7 protein-coding genes and 3 pseudogenes are annotated in these 12,140 nt (G+C 42.9%); 2 read left to right on the top strand and 8 right to left on the bottom strand.

Annotated features, from left to right (window positions below; genetic code table 11):
* Positions 1 to 96 (bottom strand): annotated as a pseudogene (locus HCR01_RS39300) (IS6 family transposase); the annotation flags it as partial.
* 348 nt (positions 97 to 444) lie between these two features.
* On the bottom strand, positions 445 to 1,239 hold the full coding sequence (locus HCR01_RS31620; RefSeq protein ID WP_193199954.1) for a PEP-CTERM sorting domain-containing protein: 795 nt from the start codon (positions 1,237 to 1,239) through the stop codon (positions 445 to 447).
* Positions 1,240 to 2,017: 778 nt separating this feature from the next.
* Here HCR01_RS31620 and HCR01_RS31610 point away from each other — a divergent pair.
* Together HCR01_RS31610 and HCR01_RS40940 are read left to right on the top strand one after the other, a co-directional pair.
* Positions 2,018 to 3,326, top strand: a pseudogene (locus HCR01_RS31610) (IS701 family transposase).
* An 18-nt stretch (positions 3,327 to 3,344) separates the two neighbouring features.
* Positions 3,345 to 3,550: pseudogene (locus tag HCR01_RS40940) on the top strand (IS66 family transposase); the annotation flags it as partial.
* 10 nt (positions 3,551 to 3,560) lie between these two features.
* Here HCR01_RS40940 and HCR01_RS31605 read toward each other — a convergent pair.
* From HCR01_RS31605 to HCR01_RS31580, 6 genes are all read right to left on the bottom strand, one after another.
* Positions 3,561 to 4,499, bottom strand: coding sequence for an ABC transporter permease (locus HCR01_RS31605; RefSeq protein ID WP_193199953.1), 939 nt, complete (start codon positions 4,497 to 4,499; stop codon positions 3,561 to 3,563).
* 182 nt (positions 4,500 to 4,681) lie between these two features.
* Positions 4,682 to 5,740, bottom strand: a complete 1,059-nt coding sequence (locus tag HCR01_RS31600) for an ABC transporter permease (RefSeq protein ID WP_193199952.1) — start codon at positions 5,738 to 5,740, stop codon at positions 4,682 to 4,684.
* Positions 5,741 to 5,846: 106 nt separating this feature from the next.
* Complete coding sequence (locus HCR01_RS31595) at positions 5,847 to 7,316, bottom strand: ABC transporter ATP-binding protein (RefSeq protein WP_193199951.1); 1,470 nt, start codon at positions 7,314 to 7,316, stop codon at positions 5,847 to 5,849.
* 95 nt (positions 7,317 to 7,411) lie between these two features.
* Positions 7,412 to 8,470 (bottom strand): BMP family protein, encoded by a 1,059-nt coding sequence (locus HCR01_RS31590; protein WP_193199950.1) that lies wholly within the window; start codon positions 8,468 to 8,470, stop codon positions 7,412 to 7,414.
* A gap of 85 nt (positions 8,471 to 8,555) precedes the next feature.
* Positions 8,556 to 8,810 (bottom strand): hypothetical protein, encoded by a 255-nt coding sequence (locus tag HCR01_RS31585; protein WP_193199949.1) that lies wholly within the window; start codon positions 8,808 to 8,810, stop codon positions 8,556 to 8,558.
* A 16-nt stretch (positions 8,811 to 8,826) separates the two neighbouring features.
* Positions 8,827 to 12,138, bottom strand: a complete 3,312-nt coding sequence (locus tag HCR01_RS31580) for a plasmid replication protein, CyRepA1 family (RefSeq protein WP_193199948.1) — start codon at positions 12,136 to 12,138, stop codon at positions 8,827 to 8,829.
* Positions 12,139 to 12,140: the final 2 nt, after the last annotated feature.

Raw genomic sequence — 12,140 nt, 5'->3', positions numbered from 1 at the left:
CCTATAGCTCAATGGATATCGTAGATACCACCGCACACATAGAAGGATGAGCTCGGATTGGAAATGACGCCATTTAAACGGTTCTTTGGGGTTCATTAATGGGCTAACTTTGATACAAGACTATTGGTACAACTACACTTCTACCAGACCAGCCCTAGTTTTTGCAACACAACCGTTTTTGCAACACAACCCTTCTGTGTGGGCACGTTTCCGTTCCCGGTGAGCAATTACTTTCGTTGCAAATTCCAATTCCTCTTTCGCAAGTGAGAAAATTTTCACCTGCTCCCTACGAGGGCCCACTTTTTAATTTGCCAGTTTCAGTCCCAGCTGCTCAATCAAAGTGGCAAGCAACCACATCGGCTGACACTCACTTGGAACCGTAAACCCAAGAATCGCCTTAATGTGAGCAGTACATTGTATTATGACTTAAACAAAATAGCGAAACTATACTGCTGTTGAAGCTTTTTGCTTGCGCTTCATCCATAACCCAATAACACCTGCGACTGCTGCACCACTAAAAGTAAGAGGTTCAGGGACAATCGGAGTTTTCTCTACAGAAATACTTTTGATTGCAAAACGTCCATCTACACCTAGATCGTTAGTCTGATCACCGAAGGCAATTATACCGTTTGTTTGAAAATTACCGCGTTGTAAAGCAAGTACGTTATCAACGAATAACTTAGCCTGACCATTATTTTCTACAGTCAGACGATATGTACGAAATTTACTCGTAGTATTTAGAGTGAATGAATCAGTTTCATCGCCCCAACCAATACTATCTTCATCAAGATAAATCATTTGACTTCTGTCAATAACAGAGCCAAAACCAAGCTCATTGTAACTCGGCAAAAAAGCAATACCTGCATCATAGGTATTATGTTTTTCAGAAACATCGATTACTTTTAATGAAAATTCAATGGAGTTAATGGAGTAGCGAGTCATTTTCTCCATCCCCACATCACGGTAAAACAATGTAAATTGACCGGAGGGAACATCAGGAGGTGAAGATATTCCAATCGTATTTACTGTCAAGACTTTACCATCAGTAGAAACATCTGGTGGTAAGCCAAAATCTGTTACAGAGTTCCATCCCTGTTCGCTTGGTAGTAATCCACCATCAAGAAATAACTCAGCAGCTTTTGCCTCTTGGTGTGTAGTAGCTAACATTAAGTAAAGAAGAGTGGAACCTGTTAGTACTTTTAAAATTTGAGTTAACAAGAAGGAACCTAAATTCAGCATATACTTGGCTCTATACCTCTTAATATTTAAGTTAAAACCAGTAACTAAAGTCTTACGTAATCTTTAAGTATACATCATAACGGTTGTGTTGCAAAAACAGGCATTGGTCTGGTACAAAGTGCTAAAGATAGATCAAGAAGACGCTTTGTGTAAACAACGCATTTCTTTAGAGCCAGCACTAGTCTTTGAATTTCCAACATTTAATTCTTGTTTTTCAGAACTTGCTTGTTGATTACCAGAATCTACTGACTCCCAAAACTCCTTTCTCCTGCTACGATATAAATTCCGTACCATCCACCCAACAGTTTCGCGTCCATCCTGTATCGACTTGTCCGGCTTAAAAATGAACAAACCACTGTCGGAGAGATTTTCTTCGCAGAGATAAAAGTACTGTATCCTAAAGCAGAGCTCAAAGGCATCCACCGAGAACCATAGGGGTCAGCTGTCCAAGACTCCTGTCACAATTGTGTAACTGAAGGTCTTTGCTATGATGCCCACAACATATCTTCAATTGGGATTATCACATGGAGCCGTCTGTACGAGGATTGGGGTTTACTAGCAGTGGCATACTTTTTGGACTTGGGACGAGCGATAGTTGCAGTCATTGTACAATCTCCTGTTTGTGTTGATCAAAGAGGCAGGGGAGCAGGGAGCAGGGAGAAATAAGAGCGAATTCCTCTCCCCTGCCAAAAGGGATACAAGCCCCTGCATTTATCCCTCTTGTGTCACTATCGCGGTAGTATAATAATGTACAAAACTTAGAACGAAGACACAGAGAATGGTAGAGCCTCGTTCACCCATTAAAACCGTCAAGTTTGTGGATGAATATTGCTTGTGGTATAAAAACCTGTTTTCAGATGTTAGGAATTTTGAAGCTTTCAAATATCTACATATAGGATGTATTTCTGATTTAAAACGGAAAAGTCTACCTGAAATAGCAAAAATTGTCGGGCTAGATAACTATCAAGGACTAGATCATTTCTTAACTACATCATAGTCAGTAGAACAGTTAAGAGCTTTGCGATTGAAACTAATTTTAGAGGTACTAAAAGGAAGACCAATCATTTTAATTATTGATGAAACAGGAGATAAGAAGAAAGGAAATACAACAGATTATGTGAAACGGCAGTACATCGGAAATTTGGGAAAGGTTGAGAATGGAGTTGTAGCAGTCACTGCGTATGGTGTATTCTGCGGGATGACTTTTCCCCTACTATTTGAAGTATACAAGCCACGGGATAAAATTAAAGCCAGGAGATAAATATCTTACCAAGCCTCAAATAGCAGCAATACTGATGAGAAGGCTACAGTTGATGGGTTTTAACTTCAACTTGGTACTAGCCGACAGCTTATATGGTGAAAGTGGTACGAATTTTAGATCTGTATTAGATCAACTGGGTTTAAATTATCTAGTTGCGATTCGCTCAAATCATTTTGTGGACTTACTTCCAAGACAGCACACTCAATATTTAAACTGGCATAAATTCAAGCGAGTATTTTCTGACCTCAGCAGTGAAAATCGGTTTATTAGAGAAATAATTCATGGTAAACGTGGAGAAAATAGGTATTGGCAGATAACTACAGAAATTGAGAAACTACCTGGAAACTCTACTTGGTATGTAATGAGTAAATACGCAGACATTACTCCCAGGGATGTTGGTAATTTTTATGGGTTAAGAACCTGGGTTGAATATGGCTTAAAGCAAAGTAAAAATGAATTAGGTTGGGCGGATTATCGTTTGACTCGCTATCAAGATATTGAGCGATGGTGGGAAATTGTTTGTAGTGCCTATCTCATGGTTAGCCTTGATTCAGAACAAATGCGTTTCTCTCCCCCAGAACCTCAAACACGATTCGCTTCTCATCCAGAGTGGGATAATGGAAAAGGTGGGAAAAATATTCTCAACAATCTCCGTCTCATACTTCAACCTTTTACCTTATTTAACTTAATTCAGCCTTGGCTTACAGTCTTTTCTATTCCTGAATTATCTTTAGGATTTGCTAAACTCCAATTTATCGTTTATAGACTAACTTCCCCAATTTTTATATTCTTGGCTCACTCTGATTTCCATTTTTCTTCTGCCTAGAGTGACACAAGAGGGTTAAAACCACCGTCAGGAGACACCCTCAAAAAACAGAGAAAAAACTTGAAGAGAGTGAGGCTCCAAAACGGAAACCAGGGGGACAACCAGGGCATGAGGGAAAAACAAGAAAAGGGTTTGGGAGAGTAGATAGGTTTGAGATATTAAGACCGCAAGTATGCAGTTGTTATGGTCAAAAAGAATTCCATGCCAAACCAATAAAAATAGAAACACAGCTTTTTAGTCTAAGTGGCGATTTTGTGTAAAGTAGGGAGTACCTAAAGCTTTAGGGGGTGTAGATTTGCCCACAAATCCGATTAATGCCAATAAAGCGATCGCATAAGGTAGCATTACTAAAAATTGGTAAGGGATATTTGCCCCTAAAGCCTGAATTCGCAGTTGTAAAGCTTCTGTAGCCCCAAACAGCAAACAAGCCAAAGCACTACCTACAGGATGCCATCTGCCAAAAATTAATGCTGCGATCGCAATAAATCCTTTACCAGCACTCATCCCTTCGGCAAAAAATCTTACTTGTACCAGAGTTAAATAAGCACCTCCTAAACTCGCAAGACAGCCACTAATCAGCACAGCGATATAACGGACAAATGGTACGGAAATTCCAGATGTGTCAGCAGCTTTCGGAGATTCTCCCACTGCTCGCAATGTCAGTCCAAAGCTAGTTTTAAATAAAATGTATGTAGTTAAAATAACTAAGATAAATAATAAATATACTAAAAAATCTTTCTGAAATAGTAGCGGCCCTATTAGGGGAATATTAGCTAAACCAGGAATAATAATTGCCCCGATTCCAGGTAACTGCTGTGTACTACTGCCACTAAACACTAACCGGGCGAAAAACGATGTTAATCCAGCTGCGACAAGATTAATTGCTAGCCCAGATACTAATTGCTCGACACGCAAAGTTATACACAAAACAGCATGGAGTAGTCCGACTAACCCCCCAGCAATCAAGGATGCAAGGATACCAAGCCAGGGATTACTAGTGTAGAAAGTAGCCACAGCGCTAGTAAAAGCACCTGTAAGCAACATTCCTTCTAAGGCGATATTTAACACTCCCGCTCGTTCCGAGTACAATCCTCCAAGGGCTGCAAATGCTAAGGGGACGGCTAGACGCAAAGTAGCTATTAAGTAATCAGAGAAAAAGTTGAGATTATTCATAGAGTTATTTTTAAACGCAGAGGTTCGCAGCGGAAAGTTCCTCGTTCGCGTAAGCGTTCTGCAGGAAAGCCGGGTTTCCCGGCGTAGGAACGCCACTTTGCACAACGGGGGGAACCCCCGCAAGCAAGTGGCTTAACTTTTCAAGCTAGAGGAAAGCGCAAAGTTTCGCAGAGTTTTCTGGGTTAAACCTTTGCGCCTCTGTTGGTTTTGACTCTTATCTCTCTTTCGACTGCGAGACTGATAGCAATAAACAACACCATAAACCCTTGAATCGCGTAAACTACAGTTACCGGCACACCTGCACTACGCTGCATCACATTCGCACCACTGCGAAGCGCGGCAAAAAACAAGGAAGTTAATACTACACCGATAACACTACCACGACTTAAAAAAGCGATCGCAATGGCATCAAACCCATAACCTGGTGAAACTTGTTCAAATAGCCGATATTTCAACCCCATCACCTCACAACTCCCAGCCAATCCAGCTAAACCACCCGAACAAGCCATCACTAGCATAATGGTACGTTCAACATATATATGGGCATAACGGGCGGCAATCGGGTTAAATCCCACTGCTGTAATTTGATAACCTAGAGGCGATCGCACTAACAATACCCATAAAATACCTGCGACAATTAAACCTAATAAAATACCTGCATGGGCAAGGCTTTGGGGTAATATAATCGGCAAACGGGATGTTTTGGCAATTAATGGCGAATAAGGACTAGGCGCACCTGTTGCCAATAATGGATTTTGGACAAGGTAGCTAACTAAATTCATGGCGATGTAGTTGAGCAACAATGTAGTAATTACCTCATTCACTCCGCGCATTGCTTTGAGATAACCAGGAATCCAACCCCAAGCTGCACCGAAGAAAAATCCTGCTAAAAGTGCTAAGGAAATATGAATTACCGCAGGTAATCCTTGCAGATATAACCCAATTAAAGTACTTCCCAACGCACCCAGATAAATTTGTCCTTCTCCACCGATATTAAATTGCCCAGCCCGCAACGCCACTAGCACGCCTAAACTGGCGAACAATAGCGGTGTCATTTTGGTGAGAGTGTTACCAAATCCAAAGTAGGTAGAGAGAGATTCTTGAAATAAGATGCTGTATGCAGTGATGGGATTTGCATCAGCAATTAGCATGAGGATAGCACCGACGATGAGAGCAGAGGCGATTGCAATTAGCGGTGATAGGATTGGTAACAGGAATTTCATGCGATTAGTTGCGATCATTCATGTCCGGCTGATTAATATTGCCGCATTTGTCCAAAAACTTGAAAACTCTTTCTCCCCCTGCCTCCTTGCAGCCTTAACAATCCGTCTTTAACCGTACACAATATCATTCATTATTCCCACCACCCATCAACAAACCAATTTCTTCCACCTTTGCCGTGGCTGCATCCAAAATAGCCACAAACTCACCTCTGTAGATTACAGCAATGCGATCACTCATTGTCATCACTTCTTCTAACTCAGTAGAAATATACAAAATTCCGGCACCGCGATCGCGTTCTGTTAATATTCGAGACTGGACGGCTACTGTCGCCCCTACATCTAACCCCCTTGTGGGTTGCATGGCGATAATTAAAGCTGGTGTTTGCGCCAGTTCTCGCGCTAACACCACTTTTTGTTGATTTCCTCCCGAAAGCTGACTTACCAAGACATCAATCCCATTGGCCCGAATGTCAAACTCTTGCATTGCAGCTTGGGCACGATTAGCGATCGCTTCTTGTTGTAACAAAAAACGGCGACAAAATGGCAGATATTTAAAAGCTTTTAAAATCAAGTTTTGGGCAATGCTAAATTGCAACACCAATCCCATTGTCCGCCTATCTTCTGGGATGTAGCCCACTAAAGAATCCTTGTGTGTAAACTCAATTTTACCCTGCTTAATAGTCCGCACAAAAGCGATAGCATCAGCTAGTTCTCGCTGTCCATTGCCATCAACACCAGCAATTCCTAAAATTTCTCCTGCCCGCAGTTCAAAAGATACATTATTTACAGTAAGAATATTTCTTTCATCAGCAACTTGTAAATTTTGTACCGATAGGATGATTTCTCCTGGTAATGTCGGACTTTTATTTAACTGTAAAGCGACTTCTCGTCCTACCATCAATGTTGCTAACTGCTGAGGTGTCGCCGCTTCAGTTGATGTTGTTGCTACTACCTTTCCCTGGCGCAAAACTGTGACTGAATTACAGAGATTCATTACCTCTTCTAATTTATGACTGATAAAAATGATTGTATTGCCTGCGGCTGCCAATTGGCGCAAGATAGCAATTAATGATTCTACTTCTGGTGGTGTCAAAACTGCTGTAGGTTCATCAAGAATCAACAACTTTGCTCGACGATATAGAACTTTGAGAATTTCTACCCGTTGTTGTGCCCCAACAGATAAATTTTCAACTTTGACAGTGGGGTCAATTTCTAATCCATAAGCTTGGGATAATGCGGCGATTTCTTGCTGTTTATATTGTAGATTTAGCCGCCAAGTTTTCTCCGTGCCTAAGATGATATTTTCTGTGACAGTTAATTGAGGCACAAGCATAAAGTGTTGGTAAATCATGCCAATGCCTAACTTAATTGCCTCATTTGGTGAAGTAATTTTTATTGGTTGTTCTTGGAGATAAATCTCACCAGCATCAGGTTGATAGAGTCCACTAATAATATTCATTAAAGTACTCTTACCTGCACCATTTTCGCCTAGTATTGCATGAATGGTTCCAGATGCAACAGAGAGATTGATATTGTCGTTAGCAATAAAAGACCCAAAGCTTTTGGTAATATTGTTTAAGCGTAAATAGTTCATATTCACAAAACTGATAGCTCGTAGTGAGGACTTTAGTCCTAAAAATCTGAGCTAAAGTCCTCACTACAAAAGTTTTTTAATCTAGTCTGCTAAACCTATGTTGTTGCTTTCTTCACGCAGCGCGTATCCTTACCAGCCTCTTTACAGTCTTCAAACACGATTTTTTTATTAACAATCTCTTGCTTTGCATTCAATACCTTTTGCTTTACTGCTTCCGGTATGATTGCTCCGAATTTCCCTAAAACTAATATATCTGTTCTTTCTAAACCAATTGTATATATTTGTCCTTTGATTTGTTTTTGTTTGGCTAATTCTGCTAGATAAGCTATGGCTAAATCTAAGCGTTTGACAGCGCTGGTTAAGACAGCTTTTGGTGCAACGTCTAATTGATCTTTGGTGTTACCAAAAGCATATACTCCTTTTTCACCTGCTGTTTGTAAAACTGCGGCTGAGGCATTATCTAACCATTGATAGATGACATCAGCCCCGGAAGAAATTAATGCGAGAGTCGCTTCCTTGGCTTTGGCAACATCATTCCAATCACCTGTAAAAGTAGAAGTAATTTGGATATTTGGTTTAACAGACTTTGCCCCTAATTCAAATCCTCGCAGTTCTCCCTCGGTAGCCGGGAACTTCTCTCCAGCAATATAAGCTAATTTATTAGATTTTGTGGTATGAGCACCGATAATGCCACATAAATAACTAGCTTGTAGGTGATCTATTCGTAAAGAAGCAATATTCTCACCTTTGAGATTACCATTTACTCCCAAAAAAAATGTGTTGGGGAACTGTGAGGCGACTTGTTCAATTGCGGCATCAAATTGTCCGCCATGCGCGAAGATGAGATTGTAGTCTTTACGAGCAAAATCTGTTAATACTTCTGTTTGATCTGCTTGTGCTACTTTTTCTACATAGGCAGTTTCTGCACCTAGCTTTTGTTTTACTAAATTGATTCCTTCATAACCAGATTGATTCCAGCCTTTGTCGGTAATCATTCCAGGCAGAGCGATCGCTATTTTAAACCCTTCAGTACCACCCGTTGTTGTCGCTGTTGGTGTCGTTGGCTTATTACTGCAAGCTTGCACCACTAAGCTGGTAGCAAACGCGGCTGAACCAAACAAGATAAATTCACGCCGACCAAAGTTTGTTGTCATACCTCGCCTTCAGATGGATAGTTATTTTAGTTATTTCAACACTCTAAAGTCGTAGGTGGTCTTTTGGAAATAATTTAGCTCACACCTACATTGGCAACACCTCCTCACTAAGCAAGGCGTAAAATTCCGGCTCTACCTGCTCCAAAGAGCGCAGTTCATTCACCGCTAGAGCCTCCAACTCCAGCACCGTCTGCCAGCGCAAATCAGATGCCCAGCGTTTGAAGATGGATTTAATCGCGTCAACCCTCATGCTTGATAACATCTCTAAGTATTTGGGCATAGTTTGTGATGAGAGAGCTTTCCCTGTTAAAGTCTTCGCCATCGCTACTTGAAGATTCATTAACCGCCGCCACAATTCACGCCATCCATTCCACCCAATCGGGAGCAGATGCAATCAACTGGCCAAATTTCTCCGATTCAACCTCCTCAACCTCTACCATCACCCCCCAACGCTCGTCACTTGTGAGGGTGCTGAGTAGTTCTTTGACCTGTTTAACTCCGTGTTCTATCCGCTCAATTACTAGCCGAGCGTAGTATTTTACCCTGTTCCACCATTGATTATTGAGTATTTGTACTCCTGATGAATCCCCGTCCATACCCCCCCGTTTATTACTTCCATTTCCATTGATGGGGGGTGTGGACAGGGCATTAATCCCATACTGAGCTTGCATTCTAGCCGCATAAGCTGCATTTAACTCTTGCTCCTCTTGACGCTTCCTTTCTCTCTCGTCCCGTTGCCGCTGCCGATATTCCAAAACCTGCTGGGCAAACACGACATCCTCAGTATTTAGGCGGTAATACCGAACCCGTTTGCCGTCTTCAACGGGACGGCGCGAGTCTGTAGATAAACCCAGTTGCTCTAAATACTGTCCTAAAATCCACACCGATGATTCATCAAGCGGTATGGTCAGATTCAGGATACCCTTGACGTGAGCTGCGCTACGTTTGGAAAAATCCGCCAAAGCCTGAATCATCGCTTCATTCCCTGTAACTTCAACCCCAGCCATGAGATCCAGCAGCACTGTCCTCAATCCCAGCCGATGACGCATGAGCCAGGATGTAGAATGATTACTCCAATCAGTGCAAATGGTTAGTCGCTCTCTCTCCCCCTTATCTCGCTCTACAACAATAGTCGGCGGTGTAACAAATTCCCGCCCCTGGTCATCAGTTGTAGTTGACCCCGGTGCTGCTAGTATTGCCTCCAGTGCAACTATCTTTTTAATTAACCGCCCCCCATCGTCTTTCTCTACCAGTTCCGGGGTAACAGTCATGCCGTAAGTGTCCTGGATGCGGAATTTCTCACACTCCAGCACTTCCTCTGGCTTCAGGTAATCCTGGTGCTGCCTGCTGGTGTAAGTTCTTCTATCGATATCTTTGGTATTAGCAACTTTAGTACAATGCTCCCAATCCAAGGCAACACCAGCTGCCTTGATCCAACGAGCCGCCCCATCATCGCTACTATCTCCTACGGGGATAATCGTATTGCCCATTTCCTCCAAGAGCGATCGCAGATCGTTTCGTAAATTATTAATAGACCAATTGCGCTGCGCCTCAATCTGGCAACTGGTGTCTAACATCCAGTCCTTCTCTGCCCCACGCTTCCCTGTCTGTTTGTCAATACGAATCAAGAAAGCCGTCATTTCGTTGTTTTGGAGAATCCTTTCTTTGATCCGCCGCGCATTGGTTTCGGCATAACCAAATGGAGGACGAGGGGTTACCCAAACATGCATCGTCACATCGGGACGATACCGCCACAGCTGTTGAGAACATTCTGTAGCTGATTGTGATACAGCGTGAAACACACCGAAGATCCCATCGAAATGGTAGGTAGAAATATCAACACCTGTGCCTAGACTGGGAGTGATGAGCAGCGCGTCTATGTTTTTGATAGCAACATTAATTTCCCGAATAAAAATTACATTCTCTTCACTGCCGCTGTTCTCCGAATGAACAGTCCACACCCTTAGCTGACGGTCTTCGGCTGACTCTGGTGTTTCTTCCGTGTCAGGCGTATCTATTGATGTCCCATCATTCAAAGCGCGTTCCAACTTTTTGATAAAGCGCTTGCTGTCACTGACCATCATCAACTTCTTGCCCGACATCAGTTGAGCATGAAAATTGGCAACGAGCGCACTGCTGTTCTTGCCTTCGTACCAATGAACTTGACGACCACCAGAGCGATATTCATTCTTGATGATGTAGGGTTTTTCGCCAGCCGGTCGCATTCTCAAGAAAAACTCGATAGTCAGATCGTCCAAGTGAGCATCAGCTAACACTACCAGCTTGGCATTGTAAACCAGATACTCCAACACCTCCAGAATATCCCCCCGGTGTGACTTGCAGGTTTTGGACTTGAGCAAGTGGGCAAGATATTGGCAGGCCTCATCAATAAATAGAACATCGTAAACCTGTAAATCACTCGCCATTTTATACAACGAGTCAACAGTAATGCTGAGGGCTTTGGCTTTTGCCCAGTCGCCGCAAGAAATCGCGGAGTACATGGCAGTTTGCAGGCGATCGCTCAGATTCTTCAGCAAGTTGACGCGATGCCCATTGTTCAAAAAGCTCAAGCCTGGGTTATCTCTTCTGATTATCGCCAAGATTTCAGTTTTACCAGTTCCCATATCAGAAGCCAAACCAACCAAGCCAGATTCAGGTAGAGAATGGATTGCTTGAGAAAGGTAACGTGTATTCACTGTCAGGTTGGGCTTGAACTTACGCAATCCTCTAACACGATTGATGAAAAATCTTTGTTGGTACTCGTTTAAAGTTAAGGCATCAGCAATCATTGCTGTCACTGCTTTATCCGCTTTTTTACCCAGTGCCACCACCCAATCGTCAATTCCTTTTTCCGACCCAGGTAATAGTGCCACTTCACAAACACAGCCTTGCTGAATAATAGCCCTAGCAGTACGACGGGTGGCTTGATAAACGTGGAGTTTGGTTTTCGGCTTGGTTTCGTAGTCAAATAATACAATGTATTTCCGTCCTGGTTGGGCCATCGCTACCAAGTCAGGGTGTAGGCGTTCTAGATCTTCCTTACCAACGCGCCCGTTCCAAATGCCAGGGAGAGCGATCGCTGCAAAACCCAACGACAGTAAACAACCTGCCTTCTTCTCGCCCTCCGTAAGAATTACAGGGATTTCGGGGTGTGCCATTACCCAAGCCCAAAAACCTAATGCCTCACCTGATTGGGTGATCGCGATCAGTTCTGGCATCGGTACATCATACCGCAGGGACACCAACCGCCAGATGTGGAGGGGAACTCGCAGATAGGTAACGCGGTTTGGGGTTTTCGGCGGTGACTCGTATTTGATGGGCTTTTCGGTATGCTGTTGGGTTTGTTTGTCCCATTCGAGCCTGGGGTAGTCCGGTTTAATCCGTCCCCAATCCATTGATAGCCAGTTGTTGAGTGGGTCAAGTCCACTCACCCACCATGCACCTTTTGTCGTGTGGGCGTACCGTCTCAAATATCCGTCCCGCAATCGGAGATCGTTACGTCGGGCGGTTTGAGGTAGGGCGTACAACAGGTACTCGTATACTTCATTCCTACTTAGAGAACGGACATTTAGTGCAGTGAGGGTGGCGTCAACGCCTGAACCCTTCACCCATTCTGAATAATGGTTTTGTGCTAAATCGTTGTTGTTATTATCTGCAATTGCAGGCATAT

The sequence above is a fragment of the Nostoc sp. MG11 genome, from assembly GCF_014904695.1.
Classification (GTDB): Bacteria; Cyanobacteriota; Cyanobacteriia; order Cyanobacteriales; family Nostocaceae; genus Komarekiella.
This window is presented reverse-complemented; position numbering and strand designations above follow the sequence as displayed.

What these genes read in the sequence shown, in the direction of transcription:
- HCR01_RS31590 (WP_193199950.1), bottom strand. Translation starts at nt 8,470, where the DNA reads ATGACAACAAACTTTGGTCGGCGTGAATTTATCTTGTTTGGTTCAGCC.
- HCR01_RS31595 (WP_193199951.1), bottom strand. Translation starts at nt 7,316, where the DNA reads ATGAACTATTTACGCTTAAACAATATTACCAAAAGCTTTGGGTCTTTT.
- HCR01_RS31600 (WP_193199952.1), bottom strand. Translation starts at nt 5,740, where the DNA reads ATGATCGCAACTAATCGCATGAAATTCCTGTTACCAATCCTATCACCG.
- HCR01_RS31605 (WP_193199953.1), bottom strand. Translation starts at nt 4,499, where the DNA reads ATGAATAATCTCAACTTTTTCTCTGATTACTTAATAGCTACTTTGCGT.
- HCR01_RS31620 (WP_193199954.1), bottom strand. Translation starts at nt 1,239, where the DNA reads ATGCTGAATTTAGGTTCCTTCTTGTTAACTCAAATTTTAAAAGTACTA.
- HCR01_RS31580 (WP_193199948.1), bottom strand. Translation starts at nt 12,138, where the DNA reads ATGCCTGCAATTGCAGATAATAACAACAACGATTTAGCACAAAACCAT.
- HCR01_RS31585 (WP_193199949.1), bottom strand. Translation starts at nt 8,810, where the DNA reads ATGAATCTTCAAGTAGCGATGGCGAAGACTTTAACAGGGAAAGCTCTC.